Raw genomic sequence first — 23,414 nt, 5'->3', positions numbered from 1 at the left:
TCAGAAACCGCAGGACGCTCGCGCATCCCGGAAGCGCTCGGGATGCCGCCGCCGGTACTCGACCAGGCTCTGGGCGACTGCGGCGCCTTCGCCCACGGCGGCGCCGACCCGCTTGACGGATCCGGAGCGCACGTCGCCCACGGCGAACACGCCGGGCACGCTGGTCTCCATCGGCAGCGCGTCCGGGTCGGCTCCCCCGCTTCCGGTCACGACGTAACCGCGGCCGTCGAGCTTCAGCTTGCCGCCGAGCCAGTCCGTCGACGGGTGGCCGCCGATCAACACGTAGAGGCAGTGCGCCGGGACCGTGCGCTCGCCGCCCGCGCGGTCGCGCAGACTGAGACCGGTGAGAGTCGTCTCGCCGTGGCATGCGGCCACCTCGGTCCCCAGGAGGACCTGGAGGCCCGGAGTCCGCTCGATGCGCTGCACCAGGTAGCTCGACATGGAAGCGCCGAGGTCTGCGCCCCGCACCAGCAAGGTGACGGTGCGGGCGTAGCGCGCGAAGTAGAGGGCGGCCTGTCCGGCGGAGTTGCCCGCGCCCACCATGTACACGTCCTCCCCGGCAGCCGAGGGGGCGTCGGACAGGCATGCGCCGTAGTACACACCGGAGTTGAGCAGCCGGTCGACGCCGGGAGCCGTCAGCCGGTTCCAGTCCACGCCCGTGGCGACCACCACCGCGGCCGCGGTCACCGAGGCCGTCTCATCGGTACCCGCCTTGACGAACTCCACGGTGTGGTCACCGGTGTCCGTCGGGGTCACCCGACTGGCCACCCGGGTGGGCTGCCACTCGACGCGGGCGCGACGGGCCTGTTGCAGGGCGCGCTGGGCGAGATCGCCACCTGTGAGACCTACGGGGAAACCGAGGTAGTTCTCGATCCGCGAGGTCGATCCCGCCTGCCCGCCGGGCGCGTCGTCCTCGATCACGACCACGCTCATGCCCTCGGCAGCGGCGTACACGGCCGCGGACAGACCTCCGGGGCCACCGCCGATCACCGCGACGTCGTAGTGGTCCTGTCCGGCCGGCCGGATGAGACCGAGCCGCTCGGCCAGGTCGCTGATCGAAGGATCCACGATCTCGGTGCCGTCCCCGAGGCAGACGGTCACCGGGGCGTCCCGCACGTCCTCCTCGGGGAGCCAGCGGAAGATCACGCCGCTGCGGCCGAGGAAGTCGCGCACCGCATACGCGGCGGGTGAGAAGCGGCTCCCGCGCACCTCGGCGGTCGGCAGACCACCGTCGCAGTCGGCGTTCCACGTGCACAGGGAATCGTCGAGCGCGCCACGAAGGTGCTCGGCCGGGTCGCCCTCGTCCCGAGCCGCCCCGACGTGGGCGTCCGACTCCGCATTGCGCTGCTCGGCCAGCGACAGCCAGCGCACCCCCGGGTGCTGCGCGGCGCCCGGGTCCGGTGCTTCGTCGGCGAGCACGGCTGCCACCGGTACCTTCCGGTCGGCCAGCGCGCGCAGCGCGCGGACCACCTCCGCCTGCCCTCCGACCTGCAGCACGCGGAAGGACGTCCGGTACCAGCTTTGCACCAGCTCAGCGGTTTCATGCCGGCGGAGCGGGTCGGAGTCGGAGAGAACAATCACCGGCAGTGCGGCATCGGCCATCAGGGTCCTCCAGCAGGTTCTGAGTGATCGGCTTCCTCCCGGTCAACGAGCGGGGACGCCATACGAACCGGTCCGCGGAAGCCCCTGCAGGAAGGCGGGGCGGCGGCGGGCAAAGACGGCCGCCCCTCCCCCTTCTTCCGGACCCGTCTCGGGCAGGCCTCAGAGACTCCCGAAGAACTGGTTCCCGCGGGCCGAGTAGTTGTCGCTCGTGTAGTACTCCTTCATCGCGGAGCTGATCTCGTCACGGCTCAGCTGCCCGTCACCGTCGATGTCCAGCCGGTTGAACGCCTCGTCGAAGGTCTCGCGGGGCAACCGGAACATGCCGTGGAGCAGCGAGGTGTACTCCTCCCGGCTGAGCATGCCGTCGCCGTCGCGGTCACCGAGCTCCGTCCAGGCGTTGCTCATGTTCCTGATCCGTTCCCAGATCCTGTTCTGGTCCGTGACGATCCGCGCCCGGAACGCCGCCCGGAACTCCTGCCGGTCGACCCCTCCGTCGTCGTTCTTGTCCATCTTCTGGAAGACGGCGTCCCAGAGGTCCTCCAACGAGTTCCGAAGCCCGGCCACGACCGTCGGAGCAACACCGAGTGACTCGGCGAGCCTGTCCGAGAGGCCGGTGACGTCCGACTTCTCGAGCCGCCCGTCGCGGTCCGAGTCGAAGACGTCGAACGACCGGTCCAGCTTGATGTCCAGAACGCTCACGACAACATCCCCTTCACTTCACGTAGTCGCCTCGCCACACGTGAGGCGGGCCCAGGAAACCACAGGTCACGTCCCATACGCACGGAAAGATCGGTTACCTGACCGTTCCGGGTGAAGCGGTCCGAAACGTCATCTCATATGAAGGTCGCACGGTGCACTTGAAGAGCAACGACCCGGCAGCACCCTCAACGCGGCCCTGAAGCGCTTCGACATCGATCGGCGGGCGCCGCCGTCCCGATCGCCGCGGCCAGTTCGGGGGCGTGCGCGGCGAAGGGGCCGAGGTCCGTGGCGGCGTCGTAGGCCGGGTGGTCGCGGTGGTCCGCCAGCCGGGCCAGGTCGCGGGTCCCGTAGTACGCCGACGGCCCCGCGGGGGCGGGAGCGGGCCGGAGGGCCGCACCCGCGGCGACCGCCGGCAGGGTTTCCTCGAACAGGGCCTGGCAGGCGCGCACGCCGCGGAGCATGACCTGGAAGTGGCGGGCGTCGGGGGCGATCGGGAAGCGGTGCTCGGCCAGGACGCGGCCGGTGTCGATGCCCGCGTCGACCTCGTGGAGGGTGGCGCCGTACTCGTGCTCGCCGTTCAGCAGGGCGAAGAGGACGGCCACGGAGGGCAGTCCGCGGTGGCGGGGCAGCAGGCCGTTGTGGATGTTGAGGATGCGCAGGCCCCGGGAGAGGAGCGGTGCGCGGAAGATCCGGCGGTTGTTGAGGGACCAGACCATGCCGTCGCTGCAGGCCTGCGCGAGGACGTCGGCGTGGGTGTTGATGTCGTCGGGGGCGGGCACGTGCAGGTGCCGGGCGCCCGACGCGTCCTGCGGATCCTCGCAGCAGACGAGGTCTACGGGGTGGCCCTGCGCAGCGGCGTGTGCGACGGCTCGGCGCAGCAGTGCGCCGTCTCCGACGAAGATCATACGGGGAGCTCCTCTCGGGCGGCGGTGAGGTGCGCGCAGACCTGTGTGAGCGTCAGGTTCCGTACCAGGCAGTCGAGACCGGCCATGAAGCGGCGGGCCTGGGCGGGTTCCAGCAGGTCGTCGGAGACGGCGGTGAGCATCTCCACCAGGGCGAGGGAGTCTCCGCCCAGGGTCTGGAAGTCGGATTCCGCGGACAGCCGGGCGGTGTCCACGGCGAGGATCGCGGCCCAGTGGGCGGCCACCCGTGCATGGAGGGTGGCGGGTCCCGCCGTGTCGTGGGCGGCGACGGGGGCGGAGGCGAAGGGATCGGGCAGGGCATCGAGGTCGGCCTTGCCGCCGACCGTGCTGGGGATGGCGTCCACGGTGATGACGTGGGCCGGGACCATCGCGGCGGGCAGCACGGCGGTGAGCGCGGAGCGCAGGGCGGCGGGGAGGTCCGGGAGGCCGGGGCCGTGCGGACTGCCCGGGCCGTCCGGGCCGTCCGGGCCGTTCGGGCTCTTCGGGGCCTCGCCCTCGCCGTACGGGCCGTACGAGCCGTCGGCGCGCGGGACGACGTACGCGCACAGGACCGGCGTGGTGGTGTGCGGGCGGCGGCGGACGGCCACGACGGCGCGGCTCACCTCGGGCCGGGCTTCGAGCACGGCGACGATCTCCGCGGGCTCGATGCGGTGTCCGGCGATCTTGAGCTGGCCGTCGATGCGCCCGGCGAACTCGACCGCCCCGCCGGGCAGTCGCCGGCCGAGGTCGCCCGTGCGGTAGGTGCGGGTGCCGTCCTCGTGCTCGGCGAACGGGGAGGGGCGGCCGTCCGGCGGGCCGAGGTAGCCGCGGGCCACCTGGCAGCCGCTGACGACGATCTCCCCCGTGCGGCCGGTGTCCTCGGCCCCGGTCCCGATGCGCTCGCCGTCCTCGGTGACGAGGTCGACCCGGGCGTAGGGGCCGGGGGTGCCGATGGGGAGGGTGGCGGCGGTCGTGGGCCGCGCGTCGTCCACGACGTGGGCGAGGCAGACGACGGTCGCCTCGGTGGGGCCGTAGCCGTTGACGATGCGGCAGTCGGGACCGAAGGCGGTACGGGCGGTGCGTACGGCGGCCGGGGTCAGCGGTTCGCCGCCGAGCAGCAGGGTGCGTACGTCGCCTGCGCCTGCGCCTGCGTCGGGCAGCAGGGGCAGGTGGGAGGGGGTGAGTGCGAGGGTGTCGGCCCGGTGGTCGCTGACGAGCCGGCGCAGGGTGGCGCGCGAGGGCGCGTCGGGCGCGAGGACGACCGTGCCGCCGGCCAGGAGGGGCAGGAAGAGGGGGAAGCAGGAGATGTCGAAGCCGTAGGAAGACGCGAAGCCGAAGCGGGTCCGGGCGTCCACGCGGCAGACCTGCGTCATCCAGCGGACGAAGCCCGCGAGGGCGCGGTGTTCGATCTGCACGCCCTTGGGGCGGCCGGTGGAGCCGGACGTGTGGATGACGTACGCGAGGTCCTCGAGCGCCGGGGCCGGGGGGACCGGCCAGGGCGTCGGGCCGGTGACGAGGTCCTCGGCCTCGAGCAGGGGGCAGGGCGCGAGCGCGCCGAGGGCTTCGGCGAGGTGACGCTGGGTCAGGCAGAGCCGGGCGCCGCAGGCGCGGAGGATCTCCGCGGTCCGCGCGGCGGGGTGGGCGGGGTCCAGCGGCACGTAGGCGGCGCCCGCCTTGAGGATCCCCCACAGGGCGCAGACCCCGGCCGGGGTGCGGTCGACGACCAGACCGACGAGGTCTTCGCGGCCGATCCCCCGGCGCAGCAGCGCGGCGGCCACGGCGTCGGAACGGCGGTCCAGTTCGGCGTACGTGACCACCCCGCCGGGCCCGTCGAGCGCGGGCGCCCCGGGCGTACGGGCGGCCTGCGCGCGGAACAGCTCCACGACGGTGGCGGGGGGCGCCACGGCATCGGGCACCGGCGCGGGCGGCAGCTCCGGCCGCGGCGCGGGGGAGGTGGGTGCGAGCGGTGGGGCCGCGGAGGTCGGCAGGTGGGTCAGGACTTCGTCCAGGAGGCGGGTGGCGCGTTCGGCCAGACCGGGGCCGCCGCGGACGCCCATCGTGAGCTCGGTGGCGGTGGCCGTCTCGGTGGCGGCCATCGAGACGGGGACCAGGGGGGCGTGGACGGGCAGGGCGTACAGGGTCGTCGCGGTGAAGCCCCCGCCGGAGAACTCGGCGGGGTCCAGGCGCCCCAGGTGGGAGACGACGGCCGAGGCGAGGTGGCGGTCGGCCCGTACGGCGCCCGCCTGGGCGGCCCGCAGCAGCAGGCGGCCGGCCGCCGGCGGCAGCGGGAGGAGGGCCGACTCGAAGCCCTCGGCGAGCTCCCGGTGCTCGGCGAGCGCCCGGAGCAGGGTGACCTGCGCCCTCGACCACTCCTGTCCGGGGCTCAGGTCCAGGAACAGCGGCAGGGTGAGGTTGCCGGTCGAGGCGATGCCGGGGCGGTGGCGCCGCAGGTCGACCGGGATCATGACCCGGGTGCCGCCGTGGCCCGCGCCGCCGGAGCGGGGGCCGGCCGTCGCCGCGCTGTCCGTCAGGGCTTGGGCCAGCCTGGCCGTGAGGGCCGGGTGGTGGCCGGGGAGGGTTCGGCGGAGCCACAGGGTCTGTTCGGGGCCCGGGGCGGGGCGGCCCAGGGGTGACGGCCGGTCGGGGACGAGGGGCGGGCGCCGGGCGCAGGCTCCGAGTCGGCGCAGCAGACCGCGGTCGGTGTCCGGGGCGAGGGCGGGGCGGCCCGACTCCCCGCGCAGGGCGCGGAAGACCTCCCGTACCCAGGTCAGCGCGCCGTGACCGTCCATCACGGCGTGCGAGGCGCTGAACACGAGCGTGGCGGTGTCCGCGGAGGTGCCGGGGACGACCAGGACCTCGCACCCCGGCGGGTCGTTCCGGCGCGAGCGGCCGGTGAGGAGCGCCGCCGTGGGCGGGTCCGACACGTCGATGCCGCCGGCGGCGGGAGCCGCGTACCGGATCGTGGGCAGCGGGCCCTCGGCGGTCCAGACGGGCCCGCGGCGTACCAGGCGGGAGCCGGGGCAGGTCTCGGCGGCCCGGGCGACCGCCGCCCGGAGGGCTGCCGGCTCGGGGGTGGCGTGCCCTTCGACGACGATGCGCAGGGCCATCGCGCCGCGCGCGTGCCCGGCGGCGAGGTAGAGGTGCTCTGTGGGCGATACCGGCCGCCGGTACGGGATGTGCGGGGGTGTCATCGTGTGGTGGTCCCTTGGTCGGTACTCGTGGACGCGGGCGGCTTGCAGCCCCGCTGCGTCCAGGCCTCGACGCCGCCGATGCCGTGGATCCAGCGGAGCAGCCCGCTCACGCCGTCCTCCTGGGTGCGCGGCGGGTCGTAGCCGAGGTCGCGGCGGGCGGCGCCCGTGTCGTACGTGGTGGAGCGGGTGAGGAGGGCCGTCATGTAGCGGCTCAGCGGTGGACCCGTACCGGCCGAGGGGCGCAGGCGCCATGCCGTCTCGACGGCCCCGGCGAGGGCGCGGGTGGCAGCGACGGGGATGCGGGGGTGCGGCGGCGGGCAGCCGAGGAGGGCGCCGACGCGGGTGAGGAAGGCCCACAGGTCGGTGTCCTCGCGGTCGGCCACGAAGTACGCCTTGCCGCCGATGCGTTCGGCGGGGACGGCGGCTGCGCGCAGGCAGGCGTCGACGGCGTTGTCGACGTGGCACAGCGAGACCCGTACCCGTTTCCCGCCGGACAGGTCGGGCAGCCGGCCCGCACGCATCGAGGCGATCATGCGGGGCAGGAAGCCCGCGTGGTCGCGGGGGCCCCAGATGCCGCGCGGGCGCAGCGCGCAGGTGGTGAAGTCCGGTGTGTTCGCGGCCAGTACGTACTGCTCGGCAGCCGCCTTCGTCGCGCAGTAGTGGTTGAAGTACCGGGTGGGGTACGGGGTGCTCTCGTCGATCCGGAGCCGGTCGCCCTCGCGCAGGTGCATCAGCGCGCTCGGGCTGCTGACGAAGACGAAGCGGGTGGCGCCCGCCGCGCGGGCCGCCGCCAGCAGCCGCTGTGTTCCGGTGACGTTGGCCTCCTCGAACTGGGCGCGGCTGCCGTGGTCGACGACGCGGGCGGCGCTGTGGAGAACGGTGTCGCAGCCGATGGCCGCACGGGCCAGCGAGGCGCTGTCGGCGAGGTCGCCGGGTACGAGGTCGAGGGCCGCACCGAGGGCGCTCAGGCGGGCGGTGTCGCTGCCCGGCCGGACCAGGGCGCGGACCCGGTGGCCGTCGCGCAGGCAGGCGTCGGCGAGGTGACCGCCGAGGAAGCCGGTGGCCCCGGTGATCAGGATGTTCACAGGGCCCGCCACCAGGTCGCGCCGTAGAGCATGGTCAGTGCGGCGGTGGCCGCGCTGCCGTGGCCCGCGGCCCTGGCCCGGGGCAGGGCGAGGGGGATCTGCGCGGCGTGCACCGGAATGCTGAGGAAGGCGTCTGCCCACCAGAGCCAGCGCAGCAGGGGTACGTCGGGGACGTCCCCGACGGCCGCCCAGACCGCGCCGCCGAGGAGGTACGCCCAGCCGGCGAGCGGTACGAGGCGGGCCGCGCGGGCCCGGGAGAAGAGAGGCGGGGGCGGGGCGAGGCGCCGCTCGGCCCAGCGGGCCAGCCGCTCGCGGCCGATCTTGGCGTTGTGGCGGATGTCGACCGGGAAGGCGGGGTGGTGCAGGAACTCCTCCAGCCCCCTGGTCGGGACGTGGTCGGCGGCGAGGGCGCGCAGTTCGGCGACGAGGTCCTGCCAGGCGGGGCTGTCGGCCGGGACGTCGCTCTCCACGCAGACGACGGGGCGCTGGGCGCCGGCCGGGCCGATGCCGACCAGGGCGCTGCGGCGCACCAGCGGATGGGCGTTGAAGACGCCCTCGCAGCGCACCGTGTAGAGGTCCCCGCCTGCGGCGCGCACCCGTTGGGACGTGCGGCCGCAGAACCAGAGCCGGCCGCGGTCGTCGAGGCAGCCGAGGTCGCCCGTGCGGTGCCAGGCGAGCGCGGCGGCGTCGGGCCGGGTCTCGAGCACCTTGTGCAGGGCGTCGGATCGGGGCGCGTCGTGGTAGCGGGGGCTGACGGACTCGCCTTCGACGAGTATCTCGCCGACGTGGCCGGCGGGCAGGGCGGCGGCGGCATGGAGGTGGGCAAGTGGGCCGTCGGTGACGGGGATGATGCGGACGCGGGTGCCGGGGACGGGGCGGCCGATGCAGGTGCCGGCTCCGCGGGCGCTGCCCGCGGAGGTCTCGCCGAGGATCTCCTCGGATTCGATCGAGGTGATCGGCAGGACCTCGGTGGCCCCGTACGTGACGTGGACGGACGCCTTCTCGTCGAGGACGGTGCGCAGCGCGGCGACGACGGAGTCGGGGACGGGCGCGCCGCCGGAGACGACGCAGCGCAGGTCGGGCAGGGGGCGGCCCAGGGCGGTGAGGTGGTCGGCGAGGTTCCGCAGCAGTGCGGGCGAGGCGAACATGGTGGTCGCGCCGAATCGTTCCAGCGCGTCCACGAGCAGGGCGGGGTCGGCCTGGGCGACCTTGGCCGGTGCGAGGGGGGCGAGGACGGTGGTGGAGCCGTAGACGAGGTCGAGGATGCCGTAGAAGGGCAGGGTCACCAGTGACGTGTCGTCGCGGGTGCGCCCGTGGGCGGCCTCGATCTGGCGGGCGATGGAGAGCGCCATGCGGTGGGTGTACTCGACTCCCTTGGCGGGGCCGGTGCTTCCGGTGGTGAACCCGATCATCAGGAGGTCGTCGCCGCCGACGTCGGCCGCGGGGGTCCTCGGCCCACCGGTGGTGCGGAGGGCGGCGAGGGTGTGGCCGCCCCACAGCCGGTGGCGGCCCAGCGTGACGGGGATGCGTACGCGGCCGAAGGTGCGCCGGCCGAGGACCCGTACGAGGTGGGCGAGGGGCGGTCCGATGAACGCTTCGGCGCCGACGGCGCGGTAGCAGTGGAGCATCCGGCGCACACCCATGCCGGGGTCGACGACGACGGGGACGGCGCCGAGCCGGAAGAGCGCGAAGGCGAGGACGAAGAGTTCCGGGCCGGGCGGTGCCATCAGTACGGTCTTGGTCCCGCGGGTGATCCCGGCGCGGGCGAGTCCGTGGGCCGTCTCCTCGACCGCGTCCTGCAACTCCCCGTAGGTGACCTCGCGGTAGCGCGGGCCGCCGCCGGGCTCGCGGCCGTCGGGGTGGATGACGGCCGGCTTGTGCGGGAAGGCGGCGGCGTTGCGCTCCAGGCAGTCGGCCAGGCCCGCGGCGGTTCCGGAATGGGGAACGGTGCTCATGGTCATGGCTTCGCGTCACCAGCCTTCGGGCCGGTAGGCGACGCAGGCGGCGCTGGGGCCGGCGCCGGCGGCGACCAGGAGGAGCCGGTCGCAGTCCTTGGGGCGCGGGGCGGCGAGGGCCTGGAGGTAGCCGAGGATCGGCGCCGCGGTGTGCGGCTCGCCGGCGCCGATGTCCTCAGCGGCGCTCGTGTCCTGCGCCGCGCCCGGGTCCTCACCGACGCCCGTGTCCCTCCCGGCGCGCGGGCCGACCACGAGGGTACGGTTCAGGTCGATGCCGTGCTCGCGGGCGTACCCGACGGTGCAGGCGGCGGCGAGCGCGCTGCGCCGAGCGCCGTGGCCCTCCGTACGGCGGACCGTGATCCGGGAGCGGCCGTCGCTGCCCATGGCCGCGGTGTCGAGGTACCCCTCGGTGTCGGTGGGCCCGTCGCCCGCGTACACGGACACGGGGCCGAAACCGGCGTCGGGGTCGGCACTGCGCTGGAGGAGGAAGGCGCCTGCCAGGTCCGCGTACGGGTAGTCGGGGTCGCGGCGGGCGTCGCCGCCGGGGTGCACGTCGGCGGCTGTGATCAGGACGCGTTCGGCGGCGGCGGTGTCGAGGAGGCTCTGTGCGAGCTGTACGGCGTTGAGGACACCACAGGCACCGTTCATGAGGTCGAAGGAGAAGCCTGCGGCGGGGACCGGGTCGGCGATGTAGTCCAGGTTGATGCCGACCTCCTTCTGGACCAGGGCCGCGAGGGCCGGTTCGAAGGTGTTGGACTCCCGGTAGACGCCGACGTTGATGAGAACGCCGACGGATGACGGGGAGACCTGCGCCTGCTCCAGGCAGGCGCGGGCGGCGCGGCTCGCGAGTTCGACGGCGGAGGCGGGTCCGGCGCCGTGGTGCGTGGCGGTGTGGGCTGCGGCGATGACCATTCCCATGGCTCAGACCCCCATGTTCGTGATCGTGGCCGACAGGGCGCCGGTCACCACGCCGGAGGCGGCGGGGACCATGAGGAACCGGGATCCGGGGCGGGCGGTGCCGGCCCGCAGGTGCTCACGCAGCGTCAGGAAGTGGGAGGTGGTGGCGGTGTTCCCGTACTTCTCGACGACCGCGAGGGAGGTGGGCATGGCGGCACCGAACTCGGCCTCGGCCGTCTGGTTCACGTAGTCGATGAACCGGGTGCCGACCTGGTGCTGGATGACGTAGTCGAATGCCTCGTCGGTGAATTCCCGGCCCTGCTTGGCCAGGAGGTCCCCGTGGAACCGCGGCCACAGTTTGAGCCGGTCGCGGTTGTGCATCTTCTTGTTGTCCGTGTAGAGGGCTATGCCCTGGCTGCGCTCGCTCGGCATCCCCATGCACAGGTGCGAGTACTCCGAGCAGGTCATCAGTTCCACGTAGTGGATCCGGTCGGCCTCGTTGGTGGAGGTGTCCAGGACGACGGCGGCCGCGGAGTCGCCGACGGAGAGCGAGGCGAACTGCGGGTCGTAGGAGTCGGTGACCTCGCGGGCCGCCGTCTCGGCGACGGCGGTGGCCTGCTCGCCGCTGACGACCAGGCCGTTGCGTACCGCCCCGGAGCGGATCATGCGGTCGAGCAGGTAGACGCCGGTCATCATGCCGGCGCAGGCGTTGGACACGTCGAAGTGGATGGCCTTTCGCGCGCCGAGCTCGCGGGCGAGGAGGGAGGCGAAGGACGGTTCGAAGGTGAAGCGGCCGCCGTCCGTGAACCGGGTGATCGAGGCCGATATGACGACGTCGAGGTCGGCGGCCTCGTAGCGGGAGGCTGCGAGGCAGTCCCGCGCGGCGGACAGGGCCATCGAGAAGGAGTTCTCGGCGGCTGCCGGATCCGGGTCGTACACCCGACGCTCGGCGACTCCGGTGATCCGCTGGAGGTCCGCGTCACGGACGGCGGCTATCCCCTCGGTCAGCTCCCGGGTGGTCAACACGGTCTCGGGTACGTGGGCCCCCAGGGCCTCTAACCGGCTGTGGCGATTCAGTGTGCTGGTGTTCATGCTTCGCGTTCTCCATGGGACATCCCCGTTACAGACAGCGAAGTTACCGTAGCGTAGGGATCAGCCCGCCCGTCCCGCAAAAGGACTTGAAGGGTGCAGATGGGTCGATTACCAGCCAGTCATCCCATGGACCGCATTTCGCCAGCACCCGGCCGTGGCACCTCCCGCCACTCCGATCGTCGGCCGGAACATCACGCACGGTGCGCAAAACCTGTCCGGAACTACTCGGTCCGCCCGACTCGGCCTTGCGCCCGACCCGGGAACGCGAGAGCGTCAGGAGTTCGTGGCCGCCCGGTCGGACTCGCTGCGCAGGACGCAGAACTCGTTGCCTTCGGGGTCGGCAAGGATCGCCCAGCCGGAACCATCAGGATTCCGGTGGTCAGCGAGGAAGGTGGCACCGAGGCCCAGCAGCCGGTCCACCTCCTGGTCGCGCGAGGTCTCGGGGCGCAGACACAGATGGAGCCTGTTCTTGACCGTCTTGGCCTCGGGCACCTGGTTGAAGTACAGCGCCGGGCCCTCCGCCGACAGCACCTGGGTCTCCCGGTCACCCGGTTTCGCCCCGGGATGCAGCGGACGGCCCGTCACACTGCTTCAGAACCGGGCCAGCTCGTACGCATCCGCACAGTCGATCGCCACGTTCTGCACCACCGAGACCATGCGCACGAGCCTTCCCGATCTCCGCACCGAACGCAACCGAGTCGTGCTCTGCACGCCGGGCCGTCCGGCCGCGCTCACGCGTCGAATCCGATGATGCGTGACCTCGTAGGAACTGAGCGCGTGCTCGTGCACTACGAGCAGTCGTAGCGGTGTGCGAATGGACGCCCGGGGCAGACGTGGCACTCGAAAAAGTACACACCGCCCAGGTCACCCAAGACCAAGCCCGGGCCCGGGCCCGGGCCCGGGCCCGCGGAGGGAGTTTGCCCCTCTTCGATCGGCGTCCAGGCGCGCCGGGATACAGCGTCGGCTTCTGTGCTCTCCACTGTCAGCAGGTGCTCCATGCGGTTCCCGCATTCAGCACATTCTGGCCACTCTGGGTCCTGGCACCAGCCGGGATATCCAACCAGTTTCGTCCCGGGTGCGGTTGAGAGGTGACTCTGATAGTCCCAGCCTGTTCCCTGGTCCAGGTCCAAGAATCGGAACTCCAACTCGTCCCACATGTCGTCAGGAAGATCCCAGTAGGGATACTCCGTCACCAGCTCCGGATGCACCACACAAGGAAGCGGGACGTAGTTCTCCCATGGCTCAGTCGGGGTTGGCGGAGTCTCCAGCGCCTTCCCGACCGAGCCCGCCTCTCGCCATTGAATGTGCGGAACGACCCACCGGTGGTCGCTGTGCTTCCGTGGGCACCAGAGGACTTGGAGCAGATCGCACCCTTCGGGAAACGGGACGATGCCAGGAACGCTGGCGCGATAGATCTGCACGACCGGCACCATCGGCACCCCCTCATGCTCGGGGCACAGCGGCCAGGCTTCCTCGGCGGGCCACAGCAGCGGGCCCCCTACCGAGCTATCTCCGCACGTCGGTGCACCCGCACGTGGGTGAAGCCGCACGGACTCTTTCCGAAGGGGCGCTACCTCGGGAAACAGCTGCTCAACGTCCACTGGCCGCGGCGGTGTATGGCGGGTCACGTCGACAGGCTACGAGAGGACGGCCGCGCCCTGGTACCAGTCTCCACGCGTTCTGCGGAGGAGGATGCTCACCCCTCACGAATCACCGTCGCCATTACCAACAGCTTGATCCGTCACCTGCGGTGATGTTCTCCGGTCGCTGCGTGAAGCGGCCCTGTCATCCGTGGCAAAGGGGAAGCGGTGCCCACCGCCGTACAGCCGCCGAGCGGCAAGGCCCTCACTGTCCGGGGGGGGCGGACGACGAGATCGGCGAGGCCCTGGAACTACTGTCGGGCGCCGCGGCGGTCAACATCTGGAACTCCCGCCCGCTCGAAGATGGCGATCGACCGGCTCATCGCTCAGCGCGAGGTGCATCTGAGGGAGAAGTCGCTGTGGCGGATGCTCTACGGGACCTCTGGGAGGGCGGAGGAGATCCTGGACGTCAACATCGAGGACCTGGACTGGACGAGTACACCGCGCTGCGCGGGCCGGGGACCGGCTGGGACCTGCACGAGCACCGCCGTTCCTCACCGACCCACCTCTGAGAGGCGAATCGGGTGAGCCTGAACGGCGGTGCCCAGCAGGTCAGGGCTGCCTCTTGCTCGGCTGGAAGTGGTGGAACACTCCAAGACCGGCTCATGATCGTTGTTCCTGGCGCGGCCACCGCTTGTGGGGAAACCGGCCCAGACTTGCAGGGCGTGGTGGGCCGGACCGGTCGCCGCGTCCGTGTCCCGACCGAACCAAGGACTGTCATCGTGAGCGAGCGTGTTCTCACCCCCCGCAACCGGGGCTTCCTCTTCCTCGACTCCCACCCGGCGGGCTGCCGGCAGCTGGTGGCCGACATGTGGCAGGCATGCCCCGCCCCCGATGGCGTGCCGGAGGGCGACGGGCCGGTCGCGCTGGTCATCGGTTCCTCGGCCGGATACGGCCTCGCGGCCACGCTTGCCGGACTCAAGCGCGCCGGTATCCGCGGCATCGCGGTGTCCTTCGAGAAAGCCCCCACCGTGCGGCGTACCGCGACGGCCGGCTGGTATCGCACCGCGGCCACCGCCGATATCGCCCGCAGCGCAGGGCGGGACCTGGTCTTCCTCAACGGCGACGCGTTCTCCGACTCGATGAAGGATCAGGTCGCCGACCTCATCGAGCAGCGCTTCGGCGGTCGACTGGATTACCTGATCTACTCGGTGGCCGCGCCCCGGCGAACCGACCCCGAGACCGGTACCACCTACGCCTCCGTCCTCAAGCCGATCGGCCAGGCGAACCGCACCAAGACCCTCGTCTTCGACGACGAAGGTGTTCCCGAGGTCCGCGAGGTGGAGACCGGACCGGCCGAGGGCGACGACGTGGAGCAGACCGTGGCCGTGATGGGCGGCGCGGACTGGGAACGCTGGATCGACCACCTTGCCGCACGAGGACTGCTTGCCGACGGGTTCGCCACCGCCGCGCTGTCCTACATCGGTTCGTCGCTGACGGCGGCAATCTACCGGCAGGGCACCATCGGCGCGGCCAAGGCCCATCTGGAGGCCACCGCCCGCACCTTGAACGATCGACTCGAAAAGACGGTGGGCGGGCGGGCCGTGACCTCCGTCAACGGCGCCGCCGTCACCCAGTCCTCCACCGCGATCCCCGGCATCGCCCTGTACACCGGCCTGTTGCGGGGCGTCCTCGGAGAGGACCTCGTCCCGCCGATCCGCCAGCTCGCCGCCTTGTGGGACCAGCTCACCGGCGCCGCCCCACTCGCCCTGGACGACGAGGGCCGTATCCGCCTGGACACCTTCGAACTGACCGACGACATCCAAGCGGCCGTCGCAGAACGCTGGGAGACCGCCACCACGGCAACCATCGCCGACCTGGCCGACCTCGACTGGTTCCGCGCTGAGGTCCGACGCCTCTACGGATTCTCCGTGCCCGGCATCGACTACACGGCGCCGGTCGCCACCGACACCCCCTGGCCCGACCACACCCTCTCCAGGCCGGGCAGCAGGGCTTAGCGAGCGCATGGCGCATGCGCCTGCAGCCGTCCGCCGCGGCCACGTCCCCCGCCTGCGAGTCGGGCAGGATCGGGGGGCTCTGTGGTGGCGGCGTGGACCTGCTCGCGTTCCGTCGCCCGTGACCAGCCCGCCCACAGGAAGGGATCCGCACGTGTCCGAACCGCAGTTCCCCACCATCACGCAGTACGCCAGCCCGGACCTGATCGCGGCATTCGTCTACGAGGGCCGCGACAGCGGAGCCGATCCCCGCTGGGCCGAGTCCGGCGCCCCCGACCTCGACACGTACCGCCGGTGGTGCGGCCACATGTGCGGGATCGCCTGTCTGCGCATGGCGCTCCTCGCCCGCAACGGTGACGCGCCCACCCTCTTCGAACTACTCGACGGCGCCCGGAAGTACGGGGCCTACACCGAAGACCCGGACACCGGAGCGATCCACGGCCTGATCTACGCACCGTTCGTCCAATACGTGGGTGACGTGCACGCCCTGGCCGCAGAGGTCCACCCACACCTGGCGATGCCCGACCTCCTCACACTGCTCGACTCCGGGCGGCTGGTGATGGCCTCCGTCCACAAGGAGATCCGCCGCCCCCAGAACCCCGCCCCGGGCAAGGGCGGGCACCTCGTGCTCGTCACCGGCCGCCATGGCGGCACGGTGCAGTTCCGCAACCCGTCCGGCCACACCGGGCAGGCCCGCAGCGCGACCCTGCCCGTAGGTGAGTTCGCCGAGTTCTTCGCCGGCCGAGGGGTGTCCCTGGCCTAAGCTTGCCGTTTAACCTCTGATCTTCGCGTGAGCGGGTGCCGCATCGCGGAAACGGATACCGGCTTCGCGGTGCCCGCTTCTGGTTGGGAGGATGGTCCCGTGGCAGAGCCGACCTTTCGATACCACCCCGATCCGCTGGCCTCCGGGTCCGCGTTGCGCACCGACCATGTCTGCAGTGTCTGTGGCATGGATCGACAGATCCGCTATCAAGGACCTGTCTACGGTCGGCAACCTGATTCTCTCTGCCTTCACTGCATCCAGTCCGGGGCAGCGTCGCTGGCCCTGAGCATCTCAGGCGGAGGCGATGGGGACTCCGACATGGCTGCGATGTTCAGCGATGCCGTTGACGTCCCCGACGACGTGCCTCTGTCGGTCGTCGAAGAAATCACCCGACGCACTCCCGGCTTTGCGGGTTGGCAGCAGGAGGCCTGGCTGTACCACTGTGGCGACGGCGCGGCCTTTCTCGGCCCTGCCGGGTATCGCGAGCTTGAGGCCTACCCAGAGGCCCTCGCCATGCTCCGTGCAGATCACCGGCGTTACGGCTGGTCGCCAGCAGATACCGAGGAGTTCTTGCGGGGGCTGGATCGCACTGGCGAGCCGACCGCCTACCTGTTCCGCTGCTTGCACTGCAACACGAGCCTGGCATCTTGGGACATCGGCTGACAGCCGCTTATCCCGTGCCGTGATCACGGCCGTCGTTGGTCGTTCGCCGGGGCTTCGTTCCCTTCTTGTGGTGTGCGGGTCGGGTGTAGGACTCCCCAGTGGCGAGCACGCGTCCAACGGCGTAGCGGGTGGCGGGCCGCTGGTTCTTCGAGCCATGGGGGCGGCCGGGGCCGGGTCGGGTGGGTTTCGGTGCACGGGCTGGCGTGCCCGTCTTCGCGTGCAGGTTCCTGAACCCCCGGCGGACCCGGGCCGGGGTGAGCCTGTTCGGTTCCGCTGGCCGTTCCCACGGCCGGCGGAGATCTGCGGTGAGGGGCCGGCAAGGCGGAGTTGTGCGTGGGCGGCCAGGACGAGCCAGGTCCAGCGATCGGCCGCGGCAGAGTCACGGAGCCTGGGCCGGGTCCAGCCGAGGGTCTGTTTGAGCAGGCGGAAGGTGTGCTCGACATCGAACCGCCGCAGGAATGCCTGCCAACACCGATCGACGTCCGCGGGGGTGGCTCCGGTGCCCGACCACCACAGCCAGACCGGCTTGTTGACTCCGCCGCTGGGCAGCTTCGCCACGGTTAGCCTGATCACGGTGCCCTCGATGATCGGCAACGGCCCGTCGTGGTTCCCCCACGCGGCCCTGCGGGTCAGACGGGGGTGGAGCCGGTCCCATGCCTGCGCGGTCGCGGTCCCGTACCGCTCCGTCGTCGTCGAGGTGACGGCCGCCGCCTCGCCCCAGGTGACTGGATCGCCGAATACGAACTCGCCGCCGTGCTTTGGGGGGCGCCCGCCCTGCGGCGGGCAGATCCACGGGACCGGGACCGGCTTGCGCATCACCCGATCCGACCGGAGCCGGCCCAGGACCTCGATCGGCATGTCCGCCAAGAGGTGGGCGATGCGGGGTGCGTCGTAGCCGGCATCGAGGACGACGAGGACGTCCGGTTGACCCCGCTGCCACTGGCCCGCTGCGATGAGGCGTTCGACGACCTCGCGGACCTGGTCGGCGGTGACGGCCGCGAGGTCGGCGCCAGGTTCCAGCCGAAGCGCATCCAGCAGCGCGGTCCAGGAGGTGCGACCGGTCTCCAGCGCGGCGACGATCGAGTACGGCCAGCCGGGCACCATCTGGTGTTTGCCCAGGCCTCGGCCGAAGGTGTGGCAGAACGATCGGTCCGAGCATGTGTCGGCGTCCGGCCGAAGCCACGGGGACACATCCACCGCGAGCACGAGGCGCCCGTCGGCGGCCCGGGGCAACGGCACCCCGACCAAGGACCGGCGCAGCCGGGCGACGTCGATCCGGCCCTGGTTCAACCCGGCGTACAGGGCGCCGTGCCCACGCCGGTGCTCGGGCGCCAGAGCCAGGTCCACGAGCGTACGGACCGGACCGTCGGTGCACAGCAAGGCGTCGCACAGCTCGAAGAGGGCGTCGCCCCGGGCGAGTAGGGACGCGTACAGCTCGGTACGGAACGCCGTCACCGCCGCGAACGCGTCTCGTTGGACCCCGTGCTCGACCTGTTCCACGATCCGGCCTCCACCGCCGCGCCACTCCTTCCAGCAGGATCAGGCCCCAGGCCCACGGACATGCCGTGAACAGGAGAAACCCCGAACAAGTTCGAGCCCCGTTCGACGGCGGACCAAAAACGACAAGCTAAGTGGCTGTTGTTGTTCCGAACTTGAGGAGTGCTCGTCGAACGGGAGTCACCTGAACTCCAGACCCGACCGGTCCTCCCCCCGCCATCGTGACCTCCGCGTCCATCACATCGAGCGGCAGCATGACCGCGCGCACCGGGTGGACGTCACCTCGCCGAGGTGCCCGGCCGCACGGCGAGGCCAGAGCACCCACAGGCACGACGCCTGGCGTACCGCCACGACCAGCGTCCTCGCAGCAGTGCGCAGCTTGTCACCCGAGCGGTGGGAGGCGAGGACGTCCGCAATGGCCAACCGGCGGCGACTGTGAAAATCGCTGTACGATCGCCGGAGCACGGTGATAGACATCCGGCGTGGAAAAGAATCTTGAGTTCCCTGACCTGTTGCGACTGATCGATGAACGGTCGACCGCCTTCCGCGCCGTGGTCGCCGCCGCGCCCGGTCTCGACGCGCAGGTGCCGACCTGCCCCGGGTGGACGCTGTTCGATCTGGTGAAGCACCTGGGTGGGGGAGACCGTTTCTGGGCCGCCATCGTCGGCGCGGGGTCTGCCGACGCTCCCCCGGCCGAGGCCGTCGCCGCGCGCGCCGCGCTGGAAGTACCGCAGGAGCGTGAGGCCCTGCTGGCCTGGCTGGACGCGTCGACGCAGCTTCTGCTGGGCGCCCTGCGCGCGGCGGGACCGGAGAGCGGTTGCTGGACGTGGTGGCCCGCGTCGCAGTCACCGCAGACCGCCGGCGGTACCGCCCGGCACCGGGTCCAGGAGACCGCGGTGCACACTTACGACGCCCAGCTCGCCGGAGGCTCCCCGCAGCCGCTGCCGGTCGAGCTGGCACTTGACGGTGTGGAGGAGTTCCTGTTCACCGTCTGCGCAACGCCGAGTGCCTGGCCGCACAAGCCCACGGCCTTCGACTTCCACGCCGCCGAGGGCCGCTCCTGGCGCCTCACCGTCGACGGCGACGGCGCACGCATCACCCGCATCCCCGCGCCCACCGCCGCGACCGGCGAAGACTCGGACGCAGCCGGCGCCTCCGTCCACGGCACGGCCAGTGAGCTGGTCCTCTACCTGTACGACCGGATCCAGGCCGACTCCTTGCACGTTGACGGAGACGCAGGGCTGCTCGACCTGCTCCGCGCCTGGGAGCCGGAGGAGAAGTAGGACGTAGCGGGGGCGGTTGGCCGCGCCTCGAGCCGGTAGGACACGACTCTTCGCCAGGTTCGTCAGTCGCGGCACCGGGCTCAAACCCGCGAGGCGGCCTCGGGGCGTCACCAAGCCGACCGTCTACCTGGATGCCGTGCATGAGAGCAGGGCCTCTTGACAGCTCGAAGGGTGTCGAATCCAACGTGCGGTCCGGGAGGCCCTGTTGTTCCGTGCGAAGATCCCACGATGTTGCGTAGCTTGGAGATCAGCGCCGTTCTGTCAGGCTTGGAGAAGGCTCATCGTGATCGCTTGTCCTGGGAGCGCACGATCGAGCTGAGCCTGGATTGCTTCGTCTGTGAGCGCGTCGACCGGACGACCGTGCTCAAGTGGGGAGCCGAGCGGGCCGTCTGTGTGAGCGGGCGCGACGACCAGCACTTCACGGCAGCACGCATCGCGGCCTTCGACGTGACGAGCGAGGAAGACCGTCTCATGGTCAAGTCCGTCGTGGACTTCTGGTGGGCGCCGTTCCACGACGCCAAGCGCGGCAACCCGGCGACGCCGGTGAGCCGGTGGGTCCGCCTGCACTACGGCCGCTTCTGCCCGCACAAGGAGTCCTCGGGAAAGGGCTCGATCCAGACGAACGTCCAGCGCCCCGGCCCCGTCCATTGCGGGGAGTGCAAGACGCGGATCGCCACCGACGCGGAAGCCCCGTCGATCCGCCTGCTGGTCTGACCGGGGCAGGCGCGGCCCGGCCCTCCCGAGAGCATCGGCATGTGACGTCAGGCCGTCGAACCGCCAGGTGCGTGAAGAGTCCGGCGAACGGCGTTGCGGAGCCAGTGATGGCCTGCGTCGGCGGCGTGGCGGGGGTGCCACGCCATGCCGATGGTCAGCGGCGGCAGGGGCAAGGGGATGTCAAGGAGGCGAAGACCCAGGGTGGTTGCGGGGTCGGTGAGCGGGGAGGGAACGCTGCCGGGGGGTGCGGTGGGGATGAGGCAGACGATGTCGCTGCGGGCAGCGAGCGTCATCGCGGCCATGTGGCTGGGGAGGACGACGGCGACTCGCCGACGCAGGTTCCGCTCCGCCAGTGCGGCGTCCAGGGGACCGGTGAACCGGCCACGGCGGCTCACCACCACGTGATCGGCGGCAGCGAGCCGGTCCGGGGTCAGGGTCCCTTCGGTGAGGGGGTGGCCGGGGCGGACGGCCACCGCCATCCGAAGGGTGACCAGTTCCTCGATCCGGGTCTCGGGGTCCACGTGGTCGATGGACCCGATCTCCAGGTCGATCCGGCCGTCGCGCAGCGCCGGCCCGGCTTCCAGTTCCTCGGCCCGGAACCGCAACGAAATCCCCGGCGCCTCCTGCCGGGCCATCCGCAGCATCCCCGGCGCCAACGCCGCGCCGACCAGGTCGGCCGCCTGGAGGGTGAAGGTGCTGCGCAGGACGGCGAGATCGACTCCGGCGCCAGGCGCCAGCAGCGCTCCCAGGCGGCGCACCACCGCGGCCGTCTCCTCGCGCAGAGCCTGGGCACGGGGAGTGGGGACCATGGTCTGGCCGGCCCGGACCAGCAGAGGGTCCTGGAGGATGCGCCGCAGTCGGGCGAGTGTGCGGCTCATGGCGGCCGGCGACGTGTGCAAGCGGGCAGCGGCACGAGTGACGCTCTGCTCGGTCAGCAAAGCGTTCAACGCGACGGCGAGATTGGCGTCGATGACAGGCTCTGCACTGCTGCTCATAGGCGTTATTCCATTTCAGGCAATGATCCCGTGCTGAAGTTCCCATTGTGGCAACACCCTGGACTTCCACAGGATGAGGGTCGTCCCCATCCGGCACGACCCACGAGGTTTCCATGATCGTCATCACCGCTCCCACCGGGAACATCGGCAGTCACCTGCTGTCCCTGCTCCTGGAGTCCGCCCCCGCCCACGGCGAGGAACTACGCGTGGTCGTACGCGACCCCGCCCGGCTGCCCGACGCGGTGCGCGACCGCGTCGAGGTGGTCACCGGCTCGCACGGCGACGCCGAGGTCGTCGACCGCGCCTTCGAGGGCGCCGACGCCGTGTTCTGGCTCGTCCCCCCGGACGCGTCCCTGACCCCCGAGGATGCCTACTGCGGCTTCACCCGGCCCGCCGCGAAGGCCCTCGTCGCCCACGGCATCGGCCACGTCGTCGGCGTCTCCGCGCTCGGCCGCGGCACCCCGGTCGCCCACCGCGCCGGACTCGTCAGCGCCTCCCTCGCCATGGACGACCTCATCGCCGGCACCGGCGTGGCCTACCGCGCCCTGGCCTGCCCGTCCTTCTTCGAGAACCTTCTCGAGGACGCGGACACGATCCGGGAGACGGGCGTCTTCACCGACGCCATCGACGCCGGCCTCAAGGCCCCCCGCGCCGCCGTCGCCGACATCGCGGCCGTCGCCGCCGACCTGCTGCGCAACCGCTCGTGGTCCGGCAACGACAGCGTCCCCGTCCTCGGACCCGAGGACCTCTCCCCCGACGACCTGGCCCGCGTCATGACCGAACAACTCGGCCGCCCCGTCCGCTACGCACGGCAGCCGCTCGACGAACTGCACACCGACCTCCTCGGCTACCGCCTCAACGAGGCGTTCGCCCAGGGTGTCGTCGACATGAAGCGGGCCAAGAACGAGGGCCTCGACGCAGGTGTCACCCGCACCCGGGCCACCGGCTCCCCCACCACCTTCGCCCAGTGGTGCGCCCGGACCCTCAAGCCCGCAGTCCTCCCGGAAGGCACCCGTCATGCCCGCTGAGAACACCACACCGCCGGTCACGGCGTTCATGCTCATCAAGACGATGCCCGAGTGGCTCGCCATGACCCCCCGGGAACGCATGAACGCTTTCGTCACCCAGGTCGTCCCCGCGATCGAGGCCAAGACCACCGGCGTCCGCTCACGCTTCTACGACACGGAGTTCTACTCCACCCGCGTCACCGACGTCTGGGTCTGGGAAGCCGACGACCACGACGCCTACCAGCTCCTGATCGACGCACTGCGCGAAACCCCGTTCTGGGACCGCTACTTCAAGGTCGTCGACCTCCTCGTCGGCACCGAGAACGGCTACGCCCGCACGTACGGCCTCGAGGCCGTCACCACCATCGCCACCTGACGCGCCACCCGACCTACGACGCCGAACGTCCCCGGGCCTCCATCGGGCCGGGGACATCGGCACGCAGGGCGGGTCCGACGCAGAAGCCGCCGAGCACCGCCGGGCCCGCCCCGCGCAGGTGATCGCGGCGACGCTCAGAGCGGCAGCCGTCACACCGCCGGCCGGCGACCGGGCCTCAGATCCCTGGAGACCTGAGGCTTGGCGGGTGTTCCGCGGCTGGGCCATGCGATGTCGTCAACGGCGAGGAACGGCTCGCCGGCACGGCGGCGGGGATTGCCCCGGTGAACTCCATGACGTCACGATGCAGGTGCGACTGGTCGGCGTAGCCGGCGTCGGCCGCCACTCGGGCCGCGCCTTCACCCGCGACCAGGCGGTGGGCGGCGTGGTCGACCGGCGGCCCCGCCTCATGCCGGCGGGCGAGCAGCGTGTCCGTCAACGCGAAGACTGGACCGCCTCGGCGTCGAGCACGCCGTGGTCGTCGGTCATTGCAGCGGCTGCGTGGTCGCGGTCGCCCTCGCCGAACAGCGACCCGACCTGGTGACCGCGCTCGCGCTCATCAACACCGGACCCAGCCTGGACGCCTTCATCGCACCGCAGTCCGCCGCGGTCGGACTCGCGCAATGGCCGCCGACCGACGAGCAGGTCCGCCGGTTCGCGAGTACGGGTTTCAGCCGACCGGGCTACCAGATCCCACCGGAGCTCCTGGACGAGGTGCGCTGTATGACCTACCACTCGCTCACCGCAACGATGCAGGGCACCCGCGAGCATCTGGAGCAGCAAGCGCTCCCGGACCGGCTGACGGCCCTCGGCAAGCCGCTCCTGGTGATCTTCGGCGAGGAAGACCGCAGGTGGCGATCCTCGTCCGCCGCCGACTACCACGTCGTTCCGGGCGCGAAAGTCGCGTTGCTGCCCGGTCTCGGACACTCACCCCTGCTCGAGAATCCCCCGCGGACCGCCGCCCCTCTGCTGGCGTTCACCACGGTCCACGCCGTGCGGGTGACTGAATGACAAGGAGGGGTGCCACGGGGATTCGCGTCTCCGGCGCCGGCGTCACCGGTCCGGACGGCCTCGATTGCCGCCGCGCAGCGGTCCAGCCGC

Annotated in this window: 17 protein-coding genes and 4 pseudogenes; 9 read left to right on the top strand and 12 right to left on the bottom strand. The window is 71.7% G+C overall.

Annotated elements, in window-relative coordinates; genetic code table 11:
- From OG299_RS37320 to OG299_RS37280, 9 genes are all read right to left on the bottom strand, one after another.
- The gene (locus tag OG299_RS37320) at positions 1–1,602 is read right to left on the bottom strand and encodes an NAD(P)/FAD-dependent oxidoreductase (RefSeq protein ID WP_327363987.1); all 1,602 of its coding nucleotides are present in this window, start codon (positions 1,600–1,602) and stop codon (positions 1–3) included.
- Between the two features lie 159 nt (positions 1,603–1,761).
- Complete coding sequence (locus OG299_RS37315) at positions 1,762–2,301, bottom strand: EF-hand domain-containing protein (protein ID WP_266633028.1); 540 nt, start codon at positions 2,299–2,301, stop codon at positions 1,762–1,764.
- Between the two features lie 185 nt (positions 2,302–2,486).
- Positions 2,487–3,206 (bottom strand): formyltransferase family protein, encoded by a 720-nt coding sequence (locus tag OG299_RS37310; RefSeq protein WP_266633026.1) that lies wholly within the window; start codon positions 3,204–3,206, stop codon positions 2,487–2,489.
- Positions 3,203–6,394: a non-ribosomal peptide synthetase gene (locus OG299_RS37305; RefSeq protein ID WP_327363986.1), complete on the bottom strand. Its 3,192-nt coding sequence runs from the start codon at positions 6,392–6,394 to the stop codon at positions 3,203–3,205. Before OG299_RS37305 ends, OG299_RS37310 begins: the two co-directional genes overlap by 4 nt.
- The gene (locus OG299_RS37300; RefSeq protein ID WP_327363985.1) at positions 6,391–7,479 is read right to left on the bottom strand and encodes an NAD-dependent epimerase/dehydratase family protein; all 1,089 of its coding nucleotides are present in this window, start codon (positions 7,477–7,479) and stop codon (positions 6,391–6,393) included. The genes OG299_RS37305 and OG299_RS37300 overlap by 4 nt, the downstream gene beginning before the upstream one ends.
- The gene (locus OG299_RS37295; RefSeq protein ID WP_327363984.1) at positions 7,476–9,434 is read right to left on the bottom strand and encodes a fatty acid CoA ligase family protein; all 1,959 of its coding nucleotides are present in this window, start codon (positions 9,432–9,434) and stop codon (positions 7,476–7,478) included. Before OG299_RS37295 ends, OG299_RS37300 begins: the two co-directional genes overlap by 4 nt.
- Positions 9,435–9,449: 15 nt before the next feature.
- Positions 9,450–10,352, bottom strand: coding sequence for a beta-ketoacyl-[acyl-carrier-protein] synthase family protein (locus OG299_RS37290; RefSeq protein WP_266633018.1), 903 nt, complete (start codon positions 10,350–10,352; stop codon positions 9,450–9,452).
- Between the two features lie 3 nt (positions 10,353–10,355).
- Complete coding sequence (locus OG299_RS37285) at positions 10,356–11,423, bottom strand: 3-oxoacyl-ACP synthase III family protein (RefSeq protein WP_327363983.1); 1,068 nt, start codon at positions 11,421–11,423, stop codon at positions 10,356–10,358.
- A 273-nt stretch (positions 11,424–11,696) separates the two neighbouring features.
- Complete coding sequence (locus tag OG299_RS37280; protein ID WP_327363982.1) at positions 11,697–12,008, bottom strand: VOC family protein; 312 nt, start codon at positions 12,006–12,008, stop codon at positions 11,697–11,699.
- Positions 12,009–13,251: 1,243 nt separating this feature from the next.
- Here OG299_RS37280 and OG299_RS42860 point away from each other — a divergent pair.
- The 4 genes and pseudogenes from OG299_RS42860 to OG299_RS37265 all read left to right on the top strand — a co-directional run.
- Positions 13,252–13,492: pseudogene (locus tag OG299_RS42860) on the top strand (hypothetical protein); the annotation flags it as partial.
- A 293-nt stretch (positions 13,493–13,785) separates the two neighbouring features.
- Positions 13,786–15,021: an enoyl-[acyl-carrier-protein] reductase FabV gene (gene fabV / locus OG299_RS37275; RefSeq protein ID WP_266633012.1), complete on the top strand. Its 1,236-nt coding sequence runs from the start codon at positions 13,786–13,788 to the stop codon at positions 15,019–15,021.
- Positions 15,022–15,172: 151 nt separating this feature from the next.
- Positions 15,173–15,781: a cysteine peptidase family C39 domain-containing protein gene (locus tag OG299_RS37270; RefSeq protein WP_327363981.1), complete on the top strand. Its 609-nt coding sequence runs from the start codon at positions 15,173–15,175 to the stop codon at positions 15,779–15,781.
- 99 nt (positions 15,782–15,880) lie between these two features.
- The gene (locus tag OG299_RS37265; protein ID WP_327363980.1) at positions 15,881–16,444 is read left to right on the top strand and encodes a CbrC family protein; all 564 of its coding nucleotides are present in this window, start codon (positions 15,881–15,883) and stop codon (positions 16,442–16,444) included.
- 7 nt (positions 16,445–16,451) lie between these two features.
- Here OG299_RS37265 and OG299_RS37260 read toward each other — a convergent pair.
- Positions 16,452–17,944: pseudogene (locus OG299_RS37260) on the bottom strand (NF041680 family putative transposase).
- A 479-nt stretch (positions 17,945–18,423) separates the two neighbouring features.
- Between OG299_RS37260 and OG299_RS37255 the strand changes: the two are divergent.
- Both OG299_RS37255 and OG299_RS37250 read left to right on the top strand, forming a co-directional pair.
- Positions 18,424–19,224 carry a maleylpyruvate isomerase family mycothiol-dependent enzyme gene (locus tag OG299_RS37255; protein ID WP_123074729.1) on the top strand — a complete coding sequence of 267 codons (801 nt, stop codon included), beginning with the start codon at positions 18,424–18,426 and terminating at the stop codon, positions 19,222–19,224.
- Between the two features lie 291 nt (positions 19,225–19,515).
- Entirely contained in the window at positions 19,516–19,938 is a 423-nt protein-coding gene (locus OG299_RS37250) for a hypothetical protein (RefSeq protein WP_327363979.1), read from the top strand.
- 47 nt (positions 19,939–19,985) lie between these two features.
- Here OG299_RS37250 and OG299_RS37245 read toward each other — a convergent pair whose 3' ends face one another.
- Positions 19,986–20,933 carry a LysR family transcriptional regulator gene (locus OG299_RS37245; protein ID WP_327363978.1) on the bottom strand — a complete coding sequence of 316 codons (948 nt, stop codon included), beginning with the start codon at positions 20,931–20,933 and terminating at the stop codon, positions 19,986–19,988.
- 113 nt (positions 20,934–21,046) lie between these two features.
- On the opposite strand from OG299_RS37245, the gene OG299_RS37240 reads away from it, so the two are divergent.
- Together OG299_RS37240 and OG299_RS37235 are read left to right on the top strand one after the other, a co-directional pair.
- The gene (locus OG299_RS37240) at positions 21,047–21,961 is read left to right on the top strand and encodes an NAD(P)H-binding protein (RefSeq protein ID WP_266633000.1); all 915 of its coding nucleotides are present in this window, start codon (positions 21,047–21,049) and stop codon (positions 21,959–21,961) included.
- Positions 21,951–22,316, top strand: coding sequence for a darcynin family protein (locus OG299_RS37235; RefSeq protein WP_266632998.1), 366 nt, complete (start codon positions 21,951–21,953; stop codon positions 22,314–22,316). Before OG299_RS37240 ends, OG299_RS37235 begins: the two co-directional genes overlap by 11 nt.
- Before the next feature lie 149 nt (positions 22,317–22,465).
- Here OG299_RS37235 and OG299_RS37230 read toward each other — a convergent pair.
- Positions 22,466–22,704, bottom strand: a pseudogene (locus OG299_RS37230) (AraC family transcriptional regulator); the annotation flags it as partial.
- On the opposite strand from OG299_RS37230, the pseudogene OG299_RS37225 reads away from it, so the two are divergent.
- A pseudogene (locus tag OG299_RS37225) lies at positions 22,686–23,324 on the top strand (alpha/beta fold hydrolase); the annotation flags it as partial. The pseudogenes OG299_RS37230 and OG299_RS37225 overlap by 19 nt on opposite strands.
- Positions 23,325–23,414 lie beyond the last annotated feature (90 nt).

It is taken from the genome of Streptomyces sp. NBC_01296, from assembly GCF_035984415.1.
Lineage (GTDB): Bacteria > Actinomycetota > Actinomycetes > Streptomycetales > Streptomycetaceae > Streptomyces.
The sequence above is the reverse complement of the archived record's forward strand: the minus strand, read 5'-3'. Positions and strand labels throughout refer to the sequence as shown.